19 protein-coding genes and 1 tRNA gene are annotated in these 18,697 nt (G+C 60.6%); 6 read left to right on the top strand and 14 right to left on the bottom strand.

Annotated elements, in window-relative coordinates; translation table 11 throughout:
* Positions 1–4 precede the first annotated feature (4 nt).
* Positions 5–2,152 (top strand): 3-hydroxyacyl-CoA dehydrogenase NAD-binding domain-containing protein, encoded by a 2,148-nt coding sequence (locus tag AC1Q6I_RS02815; protein ID WP_102625466.1) that lies wholly within the window; start codon positions 5–7, stop codon positions 2,150–2,152.
* Between the two features lie 188 nt (positions 2,153–2,340).
* The gene (locus tag AC1Q6I_RS02820) at positions 2,341–3,084 is read left to right on the top strand and encodes an amidotransferase (RefSeq protein WP_024076918.1); all 744 of its coding nucleotides are present in this window, start codon (positions 2,341–2,343) and stop codon (positions 3,082–3,084) included.
* Here AC1Q6I_RS02820 and AC1Q6I_RS02825 read toward each other — a convergent pair.
* The 3 genes from AC1Q6I_RS02825 to AC1Q6I_RS02835 all read right to left on the bottom strand — a co-directional run bounded on the left by AC1Q6I_RS02825 (position 3,062) and on the right by AC1Q6I_RS02835 (position 5,728).
* On the bottom strand, positions 3,062–4,033 hold the full coding sequence (locus tag AC1Q6I_RS02825) for a magnesium and cobalt transport protein CorA (protein ID WP_041161284.1): 972 nt from the start codon (positions 4,031–4,033) through the stop codon (positions 3,062–3,064). The two genes, AC1Q6I_RS02820 and AC1Q6I_RS02825, sit on opposite strands and share 23 nt — an antisense overlap.
* A gap of 42 nt (positions 4,034–4,075) precedes the next feature.
* Positions 4,076–4,822 carry a lysophospholipid acyltransferase family protein gene (locus tag AC1Q6I_RS02830; RefSeq protein ID WP_024076916.1) on the bottom strand — a complete coding sequence of 249 codons (747 nt, stop codon included), beginning with the start codon at positions 4,820–4,822 and terminating at the stop codon, positions 4,076–4,078.
* Positions 4,823–5,035: 213 nt separating this feature from the next.
* Positions 5,036–5,728, bottom strand: coding sequence for a crotonase/enoyl-CoA hydratase family protein (locus AC1Q6I_RS02835; RefSeq protein ID WP_024076915.1), 693 nt, complete (start codon positions 5,726–5,728; stop codon positions 5,036–5,038).
* 319 nt (positions 5,729–6,047) lie between these two features.
* Between AC1Q6I_RS02835 and AC1Q6I_RS02840 the strand changes: the two genes are divergently transcribed.
* Positions 6,048–6,137 (top strand) — tRNA-Ser (locus AC1Q6I_RS02840).
* Positions 6,138–6,286: 149 nt separating this feature from the next.
* Here the strand turns inward: AC1Q6I_RS02840 and AC1Q6I_RS02845 are convergent.
* The 6 genes from AC1Q6I_RS02845 to AC1Q6I_RS02870 form a co-directional block, all read right to left on the bottom strand.
* On the bottom strand, positions 6,287–7,327 hold the full coding sequence (locus tag AC1Q6I_RS02845; RefSeq protein WP_102623735.1) for a DMT family transporter: 1,041 nt from the start codon (positions 7,325–7,327) through the stop codon (positions 6,287–6,289).
* A gap of 77 nt (positions 7,328–7,404) precedes the next feature.
* Positions 7,405–7,740, bottom strand: coding sequence for a hypothetical protein (locus AC1Q6I_RS02850; protein WP_024076912.1), 336 nt, complete (start codon positions 7,738–7,740; stop codon positions 7,405–7,407).
* A gap of 91 nt (positions 7,741–7,831) precedes the next feature.
* Positions 7,832–8,185 carry a gamma-glutamylcyclotransferase family protein gene (locus AC1Q6I_RS02855; RefSeq protein WP_024076911.1) on the bottom strand — a complete coding sequence of 118 codons (354 nt, stop codon included), beginning with the start codon at positions 8,183–8,185 and terminating at the stop codon, positions 7,832–7,834.
* A 17-nt stretch (positions 8,186–8,202) separates the two neighbouring features.
* Positions 8,203–8,862: a M24 family metallopeptidase gene (locus AC1Q6I_RS02860; protein WP_102623734.1), complete on the bottom strand. Its 660-nt coding sequence runs from the start codon at positions 8,860–8,862 to the stop codon at positions 8,203–8,205.
* A gap of 419 nt (positions 8,863–9,281) precedes the next feature.
* A complete protein-coding gene (locus AC1Q6I_RS02865; protein ID WP_024076909.1) occupies positions 9,282–9,860 on the bottom strand; it encodes a DUF4337 domain-containing protein in 579 nt (192 codons plus the stop codon).
* Positions 9,861–9,914: 54 nt separating this feature from the next.
* Positions 9,915–10,799, bottom strand: a complete 885-nt coding sequence (locus AC1Q6I_RS02870; RefSeq protein ID WP_024076908.1) for a LysR family transcriptional regulator — start codon at positions 10,797–10,799, stop codon at positions 9,915–9,917.
* Between the two features lie 93 nt (positions 10,800–10,892).
* Between AC1Q6I_RS02870 and AC1Q6I_RS02875 the strand changes: the two genes are divergently transcribed.
* Positions 10,893–11,888: an NAD-dependent epimerase/dehydratase family protein gene (locus AC1Q6I_RS02875; protein ID WP_102625770.1), complete on the top strand. Its 996-nt coding sequence runs from the start codon at positions 10,893–10,895 to the stop codon at positions 11,886–11,888.
* Here the strand turns inward: AC1Q6I_RS02875 and AC1Q6I_RS02880 are convergent.
* Complete coding sequence (locus AC1Q6I_RS02880; protein WP_024076906.1) at positions 11,848–12,204, bottom strand: DUF2784 domain-containing protein; 357 nt, start codon at positions 12,202–12,204, stop codon at positions 11,848–11,850. The genes AC1Q6I_RS02875 and AC1Q6I_RS02880 overlap by 41 nt on opposite strands.
* A gap of 109 nt (positions 12,205–12,313) precedes the next feature.
* Here AC1Q6I_RS02880 and AC1Q6I_RS02885 point away from each other — a divergent pair, with 109 nt between their 5' ends.
* On the top strand, positions 12,314–13,000 hold the full coding sequence (locus tag AC1Q6I_RS02885; protein WP_024076905.1) for an HAD-IA family hydrolase: 687 nt from the start codon (positions 12,314–12,316) through the stop codon (positions 12,998–13,000).
* Positions 13,001–13,327: 327 nt separating this feature from the next.
* On the opposite strand, the gene AC1Q6I_RS02890 is transcribed toward AC1Q6I_RS02885, so the two are convergent.
* Positions 13,328–14,074, bottom strand: coding sequence for a 3-oxoacyl-ACP reductase family protein (locus tag AC1Q6I_RS02890; RefSeq protein WP_102625416.1), 747 nt, complete (start codon positions 14,072–14,074; stop codon positions 13,328–13,330).
* A 125-nt stretch (positions 14,075–14,199) separates the two neighbouring features.
* On the opposite strand from AC1Q6I_RS02890, the gene AC1Q6I_RS02895 reads away from it, so the two are divergent.
* On the top strand, positions 14,200–15,123 hold the full coding sequence (locus AC1Q6I_RS02895) for a LysR family transcriptional regulator (protein ID WP_024076903.1): 924 nt from the start codon (positions 14,200–14,202) through the stop codon (positions 15,121–15,123).
* Between the two features lie 31 nt (positions 15,124–15,154).
* Here the strand turns inward: AC1Q6I_RS02895 and AC1Q6I_RS02900 are convergent, their stop codons facing one another.
* The 3 genes from AC1Q6I_RS02900 to AC1Q6I_RS02910 all read right to left on the bottom strand — a co-directional run bounded on the left by AC1Q6I_RS02900 (position 15,155) and on the right by AC1Q6I_RS02910 (position 18,631).
* A complete protein-coding gene (locus tag AC1Q6I_RS02900; protein ID WP_102625417.1) occupies positions 15,155–15,883 on the bottom strand; it encodes an aspartate/glutamate racemase family protein in 729 nt (242 codons plus the stop codon).
* A 13-nt stretch (positions 15,884–15,896) separates the two neighbouring features.
* Positions 15,897–17,426 (bottom strand): NCS1 family nucleobase:cation symporter-1, encoded by a 1,530-nt coding sequence (locus AC1Q6I_RS02905; RefSeq protein WP_024076901.1) that lies wholly within the window; start codon positions 17,424–17,426, stop codon positions 15,897–15,899.
* 470 nt (positions 17,427–17,896) lie between these two features.
* Positions 17,897–18,631: a phosphoadenylyl-sulfate reductase gene (locus tag AC1Q6I_RS02910; protein ID WP_024076900.1), complete on the bottom strand. Its 735-nt coding sequence runs from the start codon at positions 18,629–18,631 to the stop codon at positions 17,897–17,899.
* Positions 18,632–18,697: the final 66 nt, after the last annotated feature.

Here is an 18,697-nt window from a genome sequence, read left to right on the forward strand (position 1 = left end):
TGTCATGACCCAAGCTATCCGATACGAAAAAGGCCAGGACCAGATCGCGGTGCTCACCCTCGATATGCCCGGCCAGAGCGCCAACACCATGAACGCCGTGTACCGTGAGGCCATGGCAGCCACCGTTGCGCGCCTGGAAGCGGAAAAGCACACGCTTGCCGGCGTGATCGTCACGTCGGCGAAGAAGACATTCTTCGCCGGTGGCGACCTCAATGAACTGATCAAGGTCGACAAGGCCCACGCCAAGGATTTCTACGACAGCGTGCTGGTGTTGAAGGCGCAACTGCGCCGTCTGGAAACCCTCGGCAAACCCGTGGTGGCCGCGATCAACGGCGCGGCCCTTGGCGGTGGCTGGGAGATCTGCCTGGCCTGCCATCATCGGGTCGCGCTGGATAACCCGTCGGTGCAACTGGGGCTGCCGGAAGTCACCCTGGGCCTGTTGCCGGGCGGCGGCGGGGTGGTGCGCATGGTGCGCATGCTGGGGTTGGAAAAGGCCCTGCCGTATTTGCTCGAAGGCAAGAAAGTGCCGCCGCAACAGGCGCTGCAAGCCGGCTTGATCGATGAACTCGCGGCGGATCTCGATGAGCTGCTGGCCAAGTCCCGCGCCTGGATTCTCGCCAACCCTGAGGCGAAACAGCCTTGGGACACCAAGACTTTCCAGATCCCTGGTGGTACGCCGTCAAACCCGAAAGTCGCGCAAATGCTCGCCATCGCACCGTCGATCCTGCGCAGTAAAACCAACGGCTGCTTCCCGGCTCCGGAGAACATTCTCAGTGCCTCCGTGGAGGGTGCCCAGGTGGATTTCGACACCGCGCACCTGATCGAAACCCGCTACTTCACCGAGCTGGTCACCGGGCAAGTGGCGAAGAACATGATCGGCACCTTCTGGTTCCAGCTCAATGAAATCAACGCCGGCCGTTCGCGGCCCCAAGGGTTTGCCACCTATGTGACACGCAAGGTCGGCGTGCTGGGCGCCGGCATGATGGGGGCGGGGATCGCCTACGTCAGCGCCAGCGCAGGCATTGACGTGGTGCTCAAGGACATCAGCCTGGCCGCCGCCGAAAAGGGCAAGGCGCACACGGCTGCGTTGTTGGACAAGAAGGTCAGCCGTGGGCAATTGACCGCCGGGCAGCGGGAAAGCATCTTGGCGCGCATTCATCCAACCCAGGATGACGCCGACCTGGGCGGTTGCGACCTGATCATTGAAGCGGTGTTCGAAGACCGCGACCTCAAGGCCAAGGTCAGCGCCGCTGCGCACCGCGTGGTCGGCAGCGACGCGGTGATCGCTTCCAACACCTCCACCTTGCCCATCAGCGGCCTGGCCACGGCCGTGCCCGACCCAGGCAAGTTTATCGGCCTGCACTTCTTCAGCCCGGTGGACAAGATGCCGTTGGTGGAGATCATCAAGGGCGCCCATACCTCGGAAGAAACCCTGGCCCGTGGTTTCGACTTCGTCCTGCAAATCAAGAAAACCCCGATTGTGGTCAACGACAGCCGCGGCTTCTTCACCTCGCGGGTGTTCGGCACCTTTACCAACGAAGGCATCGCCATGCTCGGCGAAGGCGTGGCCGCGCCGATGATCGAGACCGAAGCGCGCAAGGCGGGCATGCCGGTGGGGCCACTGGCGGTGTCCGACGAGGTATCCCTCAGCCTGATGAGCCATATCCGACAGCAAACCGCCAAGGACCTGCAAGCCGAAGGTAAAACCGTGCCGACCCATCCGGCGACGGTGGTGATTGATCTGCTGGTCAACGAGTACAAACGCGCGGGCAAGGCGGCGGGGGGCGGTTTCTACGAGTACCCGGCGGGCGGGCAGAAGCATTTGTGGCCTGAGTTGAAGGCGCGCTTTGAGCGAGCCGACCAGCAGATTCCAGCGCAGGATGTGCGCGACCGTTTGCTGTTTATCCAGGCCATCGAGACCGTGCGATGCGTGGAGGAGGGCGTGTTGATGTCCACCGCGGACGCCAACGTGGGGTCAATCTTCGGGATTGGCTTTGCGGCGTGGAGCGGGGGCGCGTTGCAGTTTATCAATCAGTACGGCTTGAACGACTTCATCGCGCGGTCGCGCTACCTGGCCGAGCAATATGGTGAACGCTTTACGCCGCCGGCGTTGCTGCTGGAGAAAGCGGCGCGGGGTGAAGTATTTCGGTGATCAACCTGTGGGAGGGGGCTACACCCCGATAGCGGAGCATCAGTCACAGAATACAGTGGCTGGATCACCGCTGCCGGGAGCCAGCCCCTCTCCCACAAAGAGCATCCTGCGGGGCTTGCCTTGGAGGGGTATTTCAAGGCAGGCTCTTGGGGTGTTCAATATTCCCATCGCCGTGTCAGGTATTTTTTATGTCGCTACGCGTCTGCATCCTGGAAACCGATATCCTGCGTCCAGGCTTGATCGATCAGTACCAAGGTTACGGGCAGATGTTCAAGCGCCTGTTCTCCAAGCAGCCGATTCCCGCCGAATTTGTCGTGTACAACGTGGTGCAGGGTGAATACCCCTCGGACGACGAAGTGTTCGACGCCTACCTGGTGACCGGTAGCAAAGCCGACTCCTTCGGTACCGACCCTTGGATCCAGACCCTCAAGACCTACCTGCTCGAACGCTACCAGCGCGGCGACAAGTTGCTGGGCATCTGCTTCGGTCACCAATTGCTGGCGCTGCTGTTGGGCGGCAAGACCGAGCGCGCCGGCCAGGGCTGGGGCATGGGCATCCACGACTACAAGCTCGACGCCAAGGCCCCTTGGATGAGCCCGGAGGTGCCTGAACTGACGCTATTGATCAGCCATCAGGATCAGGTCACCACCTTGCCGGAAAATGCCACGGTCATTGCCTCCAGCGATTTTTGCCCGTTCGCCGCGTATCACATCGGCGACCAGGTGCTGTGCTTCCAGGGACACCCGGAATTTGTCCACGACTATTCCCGCGAACTGCTGGAGATACTTCAGACAACCTTGGGCGAAAAGGTCTACACCAACGGCGTGGCCAGCCTCGAACGCGACCACCACGGCGTCACCGTGGCGGAATGGATGATGCGCTTTGTGGCACACAAGCCCGAGGCCAAGGTCAAAGCCAGCCCGAGCGCTTGAAGCTGGCCCACAGTCCGGTACAGCCTAAAGCGATGAACCCCAACACCCCGAAATAGCCGTAGTGCCACTGCAGCTCGGGCATGTTCTGGAAGTTCATCCCATAGATCCCCGCGACCGCCGTGGGGAACGCCAGGATCGCTGCCCACGCGGCGAACTTGCGTTGCACCACACTCTGGCGCGACGCTTCCAGCAACACCCCGATCTCGATGGTCTGGCTGGCAATGTCGCGCAGGGTGGTGAGGTCTTCCATCTGCCGCGTCACGTGGATCTGCACGTCACGGAAATACGGGCGCATGTTCTTGTCGATAAACGGGAAGCTCAACTTCTGCAATTCCTGGCTGATCTCCACCATCGGCGCCACATAGCGCTTGAGCCGCAACACATCACGACGCAGGCCGTGAAGGTTCTGGATATCGCGCTCACTCAGCGAGCTGCACAGCACGTTGCGCTCCAGCTCATCGATCTCGGCGTGGATCGCCTCGCTCACTGGCTGGTAGTTTTCGGTGACGAAATCCAGCAGGGCATAGAGGACAAAATCCTCCCCATGCTCCAGCAATAACGGCCGCGCCTCACAGCGTTGGCGCACAAAACCGTAGGACGCTGAATGGCCGTTGCGCGCCGTGATGATGTAGCCGTTGCCGGCGAAGATATGGGTCTCGATAAACACCAGCTTGCCGTTCTCGCGCACCGGTGAGTAAGTGACGATAAACAGCGCGTCGCCAAACGTTTCCAGCTTCGGGCGGCTGTGTTTTTCCAGGGCGTCTTCGATGGCCAGCTCATGCAGGTTGAACTGGCGTTGCAGGTTGGCCAGCTCCTGGGCGTTGGGTTCTTCCAGGCCGATCCACACAAAGTGACCGGGTTTGGCGGCCCAGGCCGCGCCTTCGTCAAGGGTGATATCAGTAACTTTCTTTCCGGCGCTGTACACAGCGGCCGCAACAACTCTACCCATGATGCTGATCACTTCTTATTAGGAGGACAGGTGTTGGGCAGCTTAGCTTGAAGCGAGTTCTATTGTTGCGGCACTTTGCAGTTCCAGGTCCATTGCCTTGATGCACTCATCCATCTGCGCATGACACGCCTGCATCAATGCCGGGATGTCATCCGAAGTCAGGCCGATGGTAGGAATCGGCGGCAATGAGCGTATGAGTACATCACCGCTGTTCCAGCGGTTCAGCCGCATATGGGTGACGTAATTGCTCACGCACACCTGCACGATTGGCACACCCGCGGCCACCGCCATATGAAACGCGCCCTTCTTGAACGGCATCAGGCCACTGCCCAGATTGCGCGTGCCTTCCGGGAATACCCAGATCGACGTGTCCTTGTGCTGCAAGGTATGGGTGGTGGTCAGCATCGCCCGGCGTGCCTTGTATGCATTGCCCCGGTCGATCAGCACATTGCCCGCCAGCCAGAACAACTGGCCGAACAACGGCACCCATTTCAGGCTTTTCTTGGCGATGCACACCGTGCGGTGCGGCACCACGGTGCCGAGCACAAACAAGTCATAGTTGGACTGGTGGTTGGCGATGATCACGCACGTACCGGGCTTGTTGCGCAACGAGTCCACGTCGGCCTTCACGTTCAGGCGCAAGATCCACATGGCCGGCAGTGCATACAGGCGGGCACACAGGCGGCTGTTGTCCGGGTTGAACGGCCGGCAGATTCCCACCAGCACGCCCAGCCCACCGGCGGCAATAAAGTGCAGGCCCATCAACAACATACGCAACAGAAAAAGCATCGATACGGCTCATCGAGACAAAAGTGGGCGCAGTGTACGGATGTGCACTGAATTCGGCAATTGCGCCTAAATAGGAAGGAGATAGGCGATGTTTAAGTACATGTTTCAACAAGTGCTGACAGAGCCTGTCTAGAGCGGTGAGGGATGATTCGGATATGCCTGTAAGAAAAAGCCCGACTCAAGGTCGGGCTTTGGTGCAGCATGTGTAGGCGATTAGCTGAGGATATGGCCCTGATCCTGGATGATGGCATCGTCCAAGGCTTCCAGCAGCCCACTGCGCACTTTCAACTTGGTGTGCTTGTGCGCGTTCATATTGAGCTTCTTCAACTGCCGTGCGGCTTCCAGCGCCGCTGCGTGCAACTCCTCCGGCGCCACCACCTTATCGAGGAAGCCGGCCTGCAACGCGCCCTGCGGGTCAAACATCTCGGCATTGATCACCGAGCGATGAAACGCCGACTTACGCAGACGATCCCGCGCCAGTTCGATACCCGCATGGTGCATGGTCATGCCGATCGCCACCTCATTCAGGCCGATACTGAACGGGCCCTCGACACCAATCCGATAATCCACCGACAACAGCAGGAACGCGCCCTTGGCCACCGCATGGCCTGGGCAAGCGACGATCACCGGGAACGGGTGCGACAACAGGCGACGTGCCAGCGTCGAGCCCGACGTCACCAGGCTGATAGCCTCTTTAGGGCCGGCCGTCATCACCTTCAAATCATAGCCACCCGACAAAATCCCCGGTGTACCGGTGATGATCACCACCGCCCGGTCTTTCTCTGCCTGATCCAGCGCTTCGTTAAATGCGCTGACCACCGCTGGAGAAATGGCGTTCACCTTGCCGTTGCTCAAGGTCAGTGTGGCGATACCGTCTTCGAGGTGGTAGGAGATCAACTCACTCATGACGCGGTTCCTTGTAGGATTTGTTATAGACGTATGCAGCAGACGTTACCCACCACGCCCGCCCTGGTAAAGCACCATGACTGACTACCCAGTCAGACTTTTCCCGTATACCCGACGGCAGACGGCCTAGGGCAGGGCACAGCAGCCAGGGTAGACCCTCGCGATCAGTGCCTGAGATTGGCACAATCACCCTCCTGCGCCGCCCCCACGCCGACATACCCCCTAACCGCATGAAAATTCTGAAAAAAACCTTTGCCATCAGAAAGGCTTTCGACTACATTAGCGCGCCTCGACAGACTGAACTGGTTTGACGAGATACGGTGAAGTGTCCGAGTGGCTTAAGGAGCACGCCTGGAAAGTGTGTATACAAGAAATTGTATCGAGAGTTCGAATCTCTCCTTCACCGCCACATTCTACAAACACAAACCCCTGATTTTCCTAGAGAAAGTCGGGGGGTTGTGGTTTTTGGCGTCTGAAAAAAGTCATCTGGGACAGCGCTGGGACAGGTACGTGACTCATATTTAAAAGACCGCCGATCACACGCCCCCCAACCCCTCTTCAATGCCTATGCCGATGATGCACATCCGGAAAATGTGCATGGCTATGCTTCATCGCACCATGCATATGCACATGACTATGTGGCACCTTCGCATCCCACTCAAACCCATGCTCATGCTGGTGATGTTCATCGTGCACATGCCAATGCCCGTGCTCAGTCGCTTCATGTTGATGCTCATGGGCGTGCCGCTCCGTCAGGTGCAGCCACACCCCTACGGCCATCAGCGCGGACGCTATCCAGAAGGCCGTTGACACCGATTCCCCCAACGCCAGCAGCGCAATCGCGGCGCCCAGGAACGGCGCGGTCGAGAAATAGGCCCCCGTGCGTGCGCTGCCGAGCCCGCGCAGTGCCAGTACAAACAGGACCAGGCTGATGCCGTAGCCCAGGAAGCCGACCAACAGGATCGGCCCCAGTTGCGCGGCACTGGGTAGCTGCGCGCCGAGATAAAGCGCCAGGCTGCAATTGACCAGGCCCGCCATCAACCCCTTGGCGCCGGCGATAAACAGTGCGTCCGACGCCGACACCTTGCGCGTCAGGTTGTTATCGATCCCCCAGCACAGGCAGGCCACGGCTACTGCCAGCGGGCCGGTCCAGTCGTGGCTTGCGCCGCCGCCTTCGGGCCATGACAGCACGACGCCGCCCAGCACGATGGCGAGCATGCCGAGGACGATGCGTCGATCCGCGTTTTCCCGGAATACCAGCCAGGCGATGACGGCGGTCAGTACCGATTCTAGGTTGAGCATCAGGGAGGCCGTCGAGCCGGTGGTGCGGGTAAGGCCGAACATCAGGGCCACGGGGCCGAGGATGCCGCCGAATGCGATGGCACCGAGCAGCCAGGGCCATTCAGGTGCGGTCAGGCCGGTGGGTTTCCAGCCGCGATCACGGATGAGGCGTACGGCACTCAGGCCAATACCGCTGCCGAGGTAGAGCAGGCCGGCGAGCAAGATGGGCGAGAGGCCCAGGCCGAGGCTTTTGGCGAGCGGGGTGCTGGCGCCGAACAGCGCGGCGGCGGCGAGTGCGTAGACGATACTGAGGTTCATGGGCCATCCTCGGAAGGTTGGCCCATGATACGTCGCTCACTCGGGTTAAATCCCGGGCGAATACAGCAACGTGAGGTTTATTGCGCTTTTTTCAGCTTGATCACATCACCGGAAATGTTGGTGGTGTAACCGCTCAGCACCCAAGCCCAGAACCATTTTTCCTGTACTTGTGTGTTGATCAGCGCGTCGCCGCCTTTTGCCTTGATGGCAGCATCCTGTGCACGCACGAAACGGCTGTTCTGGCCGATCGGGATGACGCCGAACAGCATGATGCCGGTGGCGCTGGCTTCGCTGTGGCCCAGCACGGTGTATTGATTGCTGTCGTACTGCGGGGATTTGATGGCGGTGCCGGTGCAACCTGCGAGGGCGAAACCGAGAACAGCTGCTGCAACCACTTTACTGACGTACTTCACTGAGTAACTCCATGGGCTGAATCCCGAGATTCAATTCTCGGGGGCGACACTTTAATCGCTCCTGTAACAGATTGAAATAAAAGCGCCTGCGTCAGGCTTGCACATACACCCACGCGGTGAGGCCCGAGGCCAGCGCCACCGATACCCGCTTGTAGTCCGACACTTCGTACGCATCCGCCGCCGCCAGCTCCTGCTCGGTGATCTGGAACACCATCCCGTCGACGCTGGCGCCTTGCTCGAGGGTCGGCGCCACGATCGGATGATGGGTCTTGCCACTGGTGGCCAGGACGTGCGGGTCGGTGATTTCTACCCAGCGTTGCGAGTAGCCCAGCATGGCGTCGTGATGGCCGCTCAGTTCGCGGCCGAAGTTAGCCAGTTGTACGGCTTTGTCCTGCAAGGTGCCGTAGGAAAACAACAGCACGGGAAATTCGGTTGAGCGTTCCATTTCTGTTCCTTGAAGGGTCAGGCGAGCAGGTCTTCGTAGAAGGCGCCGTAGGGTTGGGTCGGGTGGGCGATCTGGATCTCGAGAATCCACAACCCGGCATTCGGACAGTGCTCGAAATCACCCAGGTCGCCGCCACGATGAATGGCGTGGGGAAAGTCGCTGACACGGTGGCCCTTGATGTCCAGGTTCAACCGCCAGCCCATGGCGCGCGCTTGTTCTTCGGCGTAGCGGTAGAGTTCGAGGCCGACCACCTGGTCGTTTTTCCAGCGCGATTGTACGCGGTCGAACAGCTCCTTGGCGGCGCTGGCGCAGGCGATCATGTCCGGGTCGGTGCCGGTGGCGAATGTCGCGCCGGCGTCACCTTCGTGGCCTTGCCACACGGCGCCCATGTCGATGAAGAAGATATCGTTGTCGCCCAGCACCGGGTCGCCTTCGGAGCGTTGCTTGAAGGTCTTGAGGGTGTTGGCGCCGAAGCGCACCAGCAGCGGGTGCCAGATGCGTTGCATGTTCAGGTCGGCGAGCACTTGCTTGCCCAGTTCACGCGCTTGGGACTCGAGCATGCCGGGGCGGATGTGCTGTGAAAGGTGTTCGATGGCTTGCCAGGTCATGGCCTGGGCGTAGCGCATGGATTCAATGCTGTAGGCGGCGCCCACGGCTTCTTTGGGTTGTGCGGACACCGGTGTTCCCTCGAGTTGAATAGCATCAGGCGTTATGCGTTTAACTATATAGCGACTCGCAGGCAGAGCCAAAGCGCAAAGGGGCTGTGCGACGACGTTTTCTGTCGAAAACACCTGCTGGGGTTGATGAGTCAAGCGTCAACGAGGCCGTAATCTTCTCAAGCATAAAACGACCGAATTTGTATGGCGGGCCTGTTGTAGTGAGAGGGCTTATTGTGGTGATCGGGCCTGTTGTGGCGAGCGGGCTTGCCCCGCGTTGGGCTGCGAAGCGGCCCCAAAACCTGGCGATTTAATATGCCTGGATAAACGCGGTGGCCTTATTGGGGCTGCTTCGCAGCCCAACGCGGGGCAAGCCCGCTCGCCACAACAGGCCCGCTCGCCACAGGGGGGCGACAGCACTCGCAAGGTTTTTATGCCCCTCAGACATGCAACCAGGCCAGGCTCCCCAGCAGCATCGCCACACCCGCTGCCGTATACGACAGCCGCTTCAACCACTCTTTCCTCGTCAACAACGTGATCGCCGCCAACGAGATCGCGATCTGGATCGCGGTCATCGCCTGGGCCCAGCGGTGATGCTGGTGCAGCGCCTGTTCGGATTTTTCATCCCAGGCTTTCGAGGTCGCTTCGAGTTTCTCGGCCTGCTTGCGCACTTCTTCCTTCTGGTTCCTGTAGCGCTCGATCTCATCCTTGTAGTGCGCGGCGTCCACACCAGGAATATGGGTGGCCAGTTCCGCCAGGTTTTGCCGGCTGGATTTGGCCTGGTAGTAGTTCCATTGGTTGGCGGCTTCGGTCTTGATGATGGCGGCGTTGTTCTTGTCCATCGCCGCTTCGCTTTCGGTGGAGCCGGCCTGGTAGCTGAGCATGGCACCCAAGGTGGCCATCAGGGCGGTCATCACGGCGATGCGGCTGGCGAAACTGTCGCCACGTCCGTGGGCATGTTCAGTGGTGTGTTCGATGTGTTTTTCGTGGGGGCTGGGGACTTCGAAGGCTTCGGACATGGGGGCGTCTATGAAGGGAGTGAGGGAGTCTGATTCTTTACCAGTGAAGCTGTCTCAATCCTGTACGTAACGCTGCAAACCCTGCACGAGCGCATCGAATGTGACCCGGCAGCGCGGGCTGTTGCGCAGGTCTTCATGCATGGTCACCCAGGTGTCGAGTTTCAGCGCGAAGGCCTGCGGCAATACGCGCCGCAAGCGCGGGTCTCGTTTGGCCAGTTGCACCTGGCATCCACCGATACCGGCGCCGGCGCGGATCAGGGCCAGTTGGGCCAGGTCGCTGTCGCTGCTGAAGGCAAAGTCGCTGCGTTCGAAGCCGGTGATGGCCACGCTGCGGATAAACGCGTTGGCCTGGTCGTAGCCGATCACCGAATGGTCGGTGAGGTCTTTCAATACCTGGGGTATGCCGTGTTGTTGCAGGTAATCGTCGCGGGCGTGCAGGCCGACTTCGATCAGGCCGATGCGCTGTGCCAGCAGTTGTTCCTGGCTCGGGCGCACCATGCGCACGGCGATGTCGGCTTCCAGTTGCAGCAGGTCGCTGAGGCGGTTGGTCAGTACCAGTTCGACCTTGAGATGCGGGTGCTGCCGGCGCAAGTGCGTGATGATCGACGGCAGCACTTCCACGCCGACCACTTCGCTGGCCGACACGCGCACCACGCCGCGCACTTCGTCGCCCTGGGATGACGCGGCGCGCTCAAGGGCGGCGGCGGTGCGCTCCATGGTTTCGGCATGGGCGCGCAAGGTGTGGGCTACCGCGGTGGGCAGTAAGCCCGTGGGGGAGCGGGTGAACAGCACCACGCCCAGGGCACTTTCCAGCGCAGCGATGTGCCGACCGACCGTGGGCTGTGTAATGCCAAGCAGCCGCGCGGCTCCTGACAGCGACCCCTCCTTGAGTACCCCGAGGAACGACCGGTAAAGCTCCCATCCAATGCTTGATGCCATGCATAAATGTATAGCGACTGGATGGTCTTCGGCAATTTATCTATAGCAGGGCCGCGCACACAATGGCCTCACCAACCACTGTGGGAGAGGATGATGAGCAAGGTTCTGGTATTGGGTGCCACCGGTGGCATTGGCGGCGAAGTGGCGCGGCAGTTGAGCGCGGCGGGCTGGGAGGTGTGTGCGTTGACCCGGGATGTCGACAAGGCCCGTCGCCAGAATCCCGCCCTTACCTGGCTCAAGGGCGATGCCCTTGATCGCGCGGCGGTGATCGCGGCCGCCCGTGGTTGCGCGGTGATCGTCCATGGGGTCAACCCGCCGGGCTACCGCCATTGGGCCGAGCAGGTGCTGCCGATGATCGACAACAGCATTGCCGCCGCCATCGCTGAAGGTGCCACCATCGTATTGCCCGGTACGGTCTACAACTTCGGGCCGGATGCGTTTCCCGTGTTGCACGAAGACTCGCCCCAGCACCCGCAGACTCGCAAGGGCGCGATCCGGGTCCAGCTGGAGCAACGTTTACGGGAGGCGTCCCAGCAGGGCGCCCGGGTGTTGATCGTGCGCGCCGGTGACTTTTTCGGGACCCGGCTGGCCAATAACTGGTTTGCCCAAGGGTTGGTCAAACCCGGCAAACCCGTACGCCGCGTCAGCTATCCCGGTGCCCCTGGGGTGGCCCATCAATGGGCCTACCTGCCGGATGTGGCGCGTACCGTGTTGGAGTTGATCGAGCGCCGCGCGACCCTCGACGCCTTCGCCTGTTTTCATATGGCCGGGCATGTGGATACGGATGGCACGCAGATGACCCAGGCGATCCAGCGCGTGGTGTTGCGCCGGACAGGCCAGCAACCCCAGGTCGGCGCGTTCCCCTGGTGGCTGTTGACGTTGGCGATGCCCTTTGTCGTGACCGTGCGCGAGATGCAGGAGATGCGCTACCTGTGGCACACCCCGTTGCGCCTGGATAACCAGCGCCTGCTGGCGACCCTCGGCCACGAGCCCCACACCCCGCTGGAGCAGGCAGTAGAGGCCACATTGGAGGGCTTGGGTTGCTTGCCTACGCCCGCCTGGTCAGGCGCACATACACCGCAAGGTTGACCAGCACCACCACAGCGCCCAACACCAGTTGAATGTTCGGCGTCAGGCCGGCGGGGTAGATCAGCGTCAGGATGTAATGCTCGATAAAGCCACCGCCATAGCCGTCTTGCCCGGCCAGGTGGCGAAACAGGTTTTCCCAGCGGGTCAGCGGACACGGCAGGTGGAACACCTCCACCGCAATGCCCCATGCGACCGCAGGTCCATGCAGCCACAGCACCCCACGCCACTTGAGGGCGAGCAACCCGCCGAACAGCACGAACACAATGAAGGACAGATGGAACAGCACCAGGCTGTCGGCGGCCAGACGGTAGAGCATCACGGGCACTTCAAAAGGAGGGCCCCACAGTCTAAAGGGTTGCCTGCTGGCAAGGGGGGCCGTTATTGTGCTGAATCCTTTTAGTCCTTCCCCCCAAGGATCTGTAGTGATGAATGCACCGCGTACCGCCGCTCCGATCAAGGCCGTCATTTTCGATATGGACGGTTTGCTGCTGGATACAGAAGGCATCTACACCGAAGTGACGCAGATCATCGCCGAACGCTACGGCCGTACCTATGACTGGGGGATCAAGCAGCACATCATCGGGCGAGGCGCCCAGGACCTGGCCGACTACGTGGTCAAGGCGCTGGACTTGCCGATCACATCGGCGCAATTCCTCGAAATCCGTGAACCGCTGATGAGCGAGCGGTTCCCCAGGGCCCTGGGCATGCCCGGTGCCGAGGCGTTGGTGCGGCACTTGAAGGCGCACAATATTCCGATTGCCGTGGGCACCAGTTCGTCGCGCAATTCGTTTGGCCATAAAACCACCCTGCACCGCGAGTGGTTCAGCCTGTTCGGCACCATCGTCACCGCTGACGACCCGGAAGTCGGTGCCGCCAAACCTGCGCCGGACATCTTCCTCACCGCCGCCCGCCGCCTGGGTATCGCGCCACAGGACTGCCTGGTGTTCGAAGACTCACCGTTCGGCGTCACCGCTGCAAAAGCCGCGCGCATGACCGCCATCGCCGTGCCTGATGAAGCCATGGCCGACAGCAAGTACCACCACGCCGACCAGATCATCCGCAAACTCGCGGACTTTGACCTGGCGGCCTATGGCTTGCCGCCAATGTCCTGATTCATCACGATCAACGGTGGGAGGGCCCACTGCCTCTGTGGCGAGCGGGCTATTGTGGCGAGCGGGCTTGCCCCGCGTTGGGCTGCGAAGCAGCCCCAAAACCTGGCGATTCAATATGCCTGGATAAACGCGGTAGCCTTATTGGGGCCGCTTCGCAGCCCAACGCGGGGCAAGCCCGCTCACCACAACAAGCCCGCTCGCCACAAAAATCGGTCGCTTAGTGAAAGATTTAATACTTAAGAATCAATAAGTTACTTTGTTGAGAAGAGGGAACACGTCGAATCGTCGCTCCCTCTCCCTCATTTGGTTTTGCAGGGCTTCAGAAAATCAGGCGCTGAACCCACCGTCGATAGTCAGGCTGGCACCGGTGATATACCCGGCTTCAGGCCCGGCCAGATACGCCACAAAGCTGGCAATCTCTTCCACATGCCCATAACGCCCGACCGCCATCAACCCGATCAGGCTCTCGGCGAATTCGCTGTTCGCCGGGTTCATATCGGTATCCACCGGCCCCGGTTGCACATTATTGATGGTGATCCCACGTGGCCCCAGGTCTCTCGCCAACCCTTTGGTCAAACCGACCAGCGCGGCCTTGCTCATCGCGTATGGCCCACCCCCGCCAAACGGCATGCGCTCGGCGTTGGTGCTGCCGATGTTGATCACCCGGCCACCTTCGCCCATATGCTTGGCGGCTTCCTGGGTCGCGATAAACACACTGCGCACGTTGATCGCCAACGTCTGGTCGAAGTCTTCCAGCTTGAAGTCTTCCAGCGGTGCGATGGCCAGTACGCCAGCGTTGTTCACCAGGATATCCAGGCGGCCAAACGCTTTGACGGTGGCATTCACGGCATTGCGAATCGCTGCCGCATCGGCACTGTCGGCATGGATCGCCAGGGCCTTGCCACCTGTGCGGATCACATCGTTTTGCAGTTCCTCAGCCTTGGCGGCCGAGCTGACGTAGGTAAATGCGACGGCTGCGCCCTGCGCCGCCAGGCGCTTGACGATGGCAGCGCCGATGCCACGGGAACCGCCTTGAATCAAGGCAACTTTGCCGCTGAGGTTGTGGGTGGTCATGTCGATCTCCAAAGGGTCCAAGGCGGTATGCCTTGTTGATGGGACCGAGTATCGACCTCGCCTGCCCATGCCGGTAGACGGTGATTGCTATAGTCTGTGTAAACCAAAAGTTTAGAGTGGGCGATATGGAGAGCTTTGGAAGTATCGAATGCTTTGTGCGCAGCGCCGAAGGCGGCAGCTTTGCCGAAGCGGCCCGGCACTTGAGCCTGACCCCGGCAGCGGTAGGAAAAAGCGTCGCCAAACTGGAAGTGCGCCTCGGTGTGCGTCTGTTCCAGCGCAGCACCCGCCGCCTGGCCTTGACCGAAGCCGGCAAGCTGTTCCTCGAAGAGGTCAGCGGCAGCCTCACCACCATCCAGAACGCCGTGGCCAACCTGGCCAGCGCCGAAGGGCGGCCGGTGGGCACGCTCAAGGTCAGCATGGGCACGGTATTTGGCAACCGCTATGTGGTGCCGCTGCTGGGGGCGTTTATGCAGCGCTTTCCGGATATCCGCCCGGACTGGCATTTCGATAACCGCCAGGTCGACCTGATCGGCCAGGGCTTCGATGCCGCCATCGGCGGTGGTTTTGAACTGCCCCAGGGCGTGGTGGCGCGCAAGTTGGCCCCCGCCCATCGGGTGCTGGTGGCATCGCCGGATTACCTGGCGCAACGCCCAGCGGTTTTGCTGCCCGAAGACTTGTCGCGGTGCAGCGGCATTCTCATCCGCTCACCGCAAACCGGCCGCGTGCGCTCCTGGCAACTGACCAGCCTGGCCCGCGAACAGCGCCCGCTGCAGCTCAAGCCCGGTATGACCATGAGTGACTCCGAAGCCGCCTGCTGTGCCAGCGCCCAAGGCCTGGGTATCGCGCTGGTAAGCATGCCGATGGCGGTGCCGTTTCTGCACAGTGGCGAGGTGGTGCGGGTGTTGCCCGACTGGTACGTCGATGACGGCAACATCTCCATCTACTACGCCGAACACAAACTGCTGCCGGGCAAGACCCGGGCGTTTGTGGATTTCATCCTCGAGCAGTTTGTGGGGCAGGGCCTGGGCCTGCAGTTCAGCGCAATCTGAAACGGAGCAGCGCCCCTCCCACTTTTAATCTTCAGTGGCCGAACCGGGTCGGCCAGCCAATGACTTTCTTCGGCCGTGGTGTCGCGTAAGTCCTGATCTTCGATGTCGACAACCCCAACCGCACCAGGGATTCGGCAATGGTCACCGCTGCTGTTACCCCGTCCACCACCGGCACCCCGGTGCGTTGGCGAATCTGCTCATCCAGCCCGGCCATGCCGCCGCAGCCCAGGCAGATCACTTCGGCCTTGTCCTCGCGGATCGCCAGCTCTGCCTGGCGCACGATGGCTTCCATGGCGGCCAATGGGTCTTCTTCCAGCGCCAGCACCGCCATGCCACTGGCGCGCACCGAGGCGCAGCGTTGGTACAGCCCGGCCAGCTTCAGGCGGTCCTCGATCAGCGGCACCGTACGGTCCAGGGTGGTCACCACGGAGTAGGCATGGCCGAGGAACATCGCCGTGCTGGCCGCCGCTTCGGTGATGTCCACCACCGGCACGTCGAGCAACTCCTGCAAGCCTTCGCGGCCATGTTCGCCATAACCGGCCTGGATCACCGCATCGAAGGGCTGGTCATAGGCCATCACCCGGTCCATGACGGCGATGGCCGCCAGGTAGCTTTCAAAATTGCCCTCCACCGATTCAGCCCCGAAGTAGGGGGTGAGCCCGACAATCTCGGTGCCTGGCGACGCCACGGCCCGCGCTTGTTGGGCGATGGTTTCGGTAATGGATTCGGTGGTGTTGACGTTGACCACGAGGATGCGCATGGAAGGTCCTTGTTTAATGACTGACGTTATCGACTGCAATGCTTTCACCGCTGACATCGGCATAGAACGGCTGGCGCTTGGCGATCACCCGGTAGAGCAACCCTGCAATACCGGCGCCAAACAGCCAGGAAAACGGTGAGACGCTGGCAAAGCCCGGCAGCAGCGCCAGCAGGATGGCGATCACCGCCGCAGGAATGAACGCTGCCACCGCGCGCATATTCACGCCACGGCTGTAGTAATAAACGCCATTCGGGTCTTCGCTATACAGCTGCGGCACGTCCACCTGGCTTTTCCGAATCAGCCAGTAATCGACCATGATCACCCCGTACAACGGCCCCAGCAGCGCGCCCAGGCCGGAAAGGAAATACACGATCACCAACGGGCTGTTGTAGAGATTCCATGGCAGGATCAGTACCGCCACGGCGGCGCTGATCAAACCGGCGCGGCGGAAATTCAGGTACTTGGGCGCCAGGTTGCTCAGCACAAAAGCCGGCGCGACGAAGTTGGCCATGATGTTCACCGCCACGGTGACGATCAGGAACGCCAGGCAGCCCAGCACCAGGAAGAAGGTATTGGGGATGGCTGCGATGATTTCGGTGGGGCTCTCGATCACCTGGCCGTTGAGCTGGAACTGCCCGCCGCAGAGCAGCACGGTAATCGCGGCGAACACCAGGATATTCACGGGCAGGCCCCAGAAGTTGCCGACCTGGATGGTCTTGCGGCACGGCGACGAGCGCGCGAAGTCGCAGAAGTTGAGGATCAACGTGCCGTAGATCGCCAGCCACAGCGCACCACCGGCAAAGATATTGCGCCACATCTCACCGCCGCTCAGCGGTTCGCGGATCGACCATGCAATGTGGCCGTCGGCCTGGAAGTACATCCACCCGGCCAGCGACGCGACGGTCAGCAAAATGACCGGCCCGGCGAAGCCTTCGTAGCGACGCACCGTTTCCATGCCGTAGGCCAGTATCACCAGTTGCACGAACCAGATGGTCACAAAGCACACCCAGCCCAGGCTCGACAAACCCAGGATCGAATTGTGGTCGTAGTCGCCGAACCCCGGATGAATCGCCGTCAGCAATACGCGGAAAACCACCGATGCGAGGTAGGTCTGGATACCAAACCAGGCAATCGCGATCACCGCCCGGATCAACGCCGGAATCTGCGCCCCGTGAATGCCGAAACTGATGCGGCTGATCACGGGAAACGGCACGCCGGTCTTTTGGCCCATATACCCCGACAAGTTCATGAAGAAGTACACCAGCGCCGCGCCTATCCCCAGGGATAACAAAATCTGCCAGCCACCCAGGCCCAACGCATATAAGCCGATGGCGAATGAATAGTTGGCAATGTTGTGCACGTCGTTGGTCCACAGCGCAAAGATGCTGTAGCGCCCCCAGCGTCGGCCTTCGACCTTGGTGGGTGCCAGGTCTTTGTTGTGCAGGCGCGGGCTGAGCACCAGCGGGCCGGGGCCGGCAGCCTCGGGGTTCAGGGCGGAGGAGGGCAGATCCAGTGCGATGTTGTTCGAGAGACTTGTACGCATTCCGGCAGGCTCCAGCACATCTGCAGGGAAGCTGCAGACTGCAAAGTGTATGTAGGTTTTGTATTTATTGTATACAAAGCGTATTTACACTTAAGCCACATGCGTGCCAGTTTTGGATCTATGAAAGCCCTGGCTAATTTCGTTTTTATAGGTGAGTTAAATAACTGGCTGAATTTGAAGAAATATAAATTGACCGATTGAACAGCTATTTATTTTTGCGTTGTCAGCGTGCGATTCGCCAGACCAACCGAGGGGAGGGGGGAGGTGTTACGTTATGGTGCGCATGAAGAGAAATTGCACACATAAATGGCACCAATGGTTACATGTATGTGTACATTTCTAACGCTCAACACAAACCAAATGTGGGAGGGGCGGTGCGACGATTCGACTTGCCCCCGATAGCGGAGTGTCAGTAACCATTGAGCTGACTGATCCATCGCAATCGGGGGCATTTTTTTACAGCATCAACTTCAAGCCTTGCTGATGATATTCCCAGCGTGCAGCCCGCACTCCTTCTGCGTGGCTTCCTCCCACCACCAGCGGCCTTCACGCTCATGCTGGTTCGGCAGTACAGGGCGGGTGCACGGTTCACACCCGATGCTGATAAACCCGCGCTCATGCAGGCTGTTGTACGGCAGCTCCAGCATGCGGATGTACCCCCAGATCTCTTCGCTGGTCATCTGCGCCAGCGGGTTGAACTTGTACAGGGTGCGTTCCGGGGTGGAGAAGGCGCTGTCGATTTCCAGCGCCGCCACCTGGCTGCGGGTGCCGGGGCTCTGGTCGCGGCGCTGGCCGGTGGCCCAGGCGCGCACGTCGGAGAGTTTGCGGCGTAGCGGTTCGATCTTGCGGACACCGCAGCATTCGCCATGGCCGTCCTTGTAGAAGCTGAACAGGCCTTTTTCTTTGACGAAGGGTTCCAGCTTGCTCTGGTCCGGCGAGATCAGTTCGATATCGATCTTGTAGAACTCGCGCACCTGCTCGATAAACCGGTAGGTCTCCGGGTGCAGGCGGCCGGTGTCGAGGCTGAACACCTTGACGTTCTTGTTCAGCTTCCAGGCCATGTCCACCAGCACCACATCCTCGGCACCGCTGAAGGAAATCCACAGGTCATCACCGAACTGGCTGAACGCCAGCTTGAGAATGTCCTGGGCAGACTTGTTGGCATAAGTCGCGGCGAGTTCAACGACATCGAAGGCTTGGTTCATCAGGACGGTTCCTACAGGTCAATGGCGCTGAGCGCTCTATAGGGGAGCGATGGTATCAAAATCCGT

Source organism: Pseudomonas sp. MPR-R2A5 (assembly GCF_058793055.1).

Coding starts and splice junctions, on each gene's coding strand:
- AC1Q6I_RS02835 (WP_024076915.1), bottom strand. CDS start 5,728: ATGAGTGAGTTGATCTCCTACCACCTCGAAGACGGTATCGCCACACTG.
- AC1Q6I_RS02910 (WP_024076900.1), bottom strand. CDS start 18,631: ATGAACCAAGCCTTCGATGTCGTTGAACTCGCCGCGACTTATGCCAAC.
- AC1Q6I_RS02845 (WP_102623735.1), bottom strand. CDS start 7,327: ATGAACCTCAGTATCGTCTACGCACTCGCCGCCGCCGCGCTGTTCGGC.
- AC1Q6I_RS02870 (WP_024076908.1), bottom strand. CDS start 10,799: ATGGCATCAAGCATTGGATGGGAGCTTTACCGGTCGTTCCTCGGGGTA.
- AC1Q6I_RS02865 (WP_024076909.1), bottom strand. CDS start 9,860: ATGTCCGAAGCCTTCGAAGTCCCCAGCCCCCACGAAAAACACATCGAA.
- AC1Q6I_RS02890 (WP_102625416.1), bottom strand. CDS start 14,074: ATGACCACCCACAACCTCAGCGGCAAAGTTGCCTTGATTCAAGGCGGT.
- AC1Q6I_RS02905 (WP_024076901.1), bottom strand. CDS start 17,426: ATGCGTACAAGTCTCTCGAACAACATCGCACTGGATCTGCCCTCCTCC.
- AC1Q6I_RS02900 (WP_102625417.1), bottom strand. CDS start 15,883: ATGCGCATCCTCGTGGTCAACGTCAACACCACCGAATCCATTACCGAA.
- AC1Q6I_RS02875 (WP_102625770.1), top strand. CDS start 10,893: ATGAGCAAGGTTCTGGTATTGGGTGCCACCGGTGGCATTGGCGGCGAA.
- AC1Q6I_RS02855 (WP_024076911.1), bottom strand. CDS start 8,185: ATGGAACGCTCAACCGAATTTCCCGTGCTGTTGTTTTCCTACGGCACC.
- AC1Q6I_RS02820 (WP_024076918.1), top strand. CDS start 2,341: ATGTCGCTACGCGTCTGCATCCTGGAAACCGATATCCTGCGTCCAGGC.
- AC1Q6I_RS02880 (WP_024076906.1), bottom strand. CDS start 12,204: ATGCTCTACCGTCTGGCCGCCGACAGCCTGGTGCTGTTCCATCTGTCC.
- AC1Q6I_RS02885 (WP_024076905.1), top strand. CDS start 12,314: ATGAATGCACCGCGTACCGCCGCTCCGATCAAGGCCGTCATTTTCGAT.
- AC1Q6I_RS02815 (WP_102625466.1), top strand. CDS start 5: ATGACCCAAGCTATCCGATACGAAAAAGGCCAGGACCAGATCGCGGTG.
- AC1Q6I_RS02830 (WP_024076916.1), bottom strand. CDS start 4,822: ATGCTTTTTCTGTTGCGTATGTTGTTGATGGGCCTGCACTTTATTGCC.
- AC1Q6I_RS02825 (WP_041161284.1), bottom strand. CDS start 4,033: ATGGGTAGAGTTGTTGCGGCCGCTGTGTACAGCGCCGGAAAGAAAGTT.
- AC1Q6I_RS02895 (WP_024076903.1), top strand. CDS start 14,200: ATGGAGAGCTTTGGAAGTATCGAATGCTTTGTGCGCAGCGCCGAAGGC.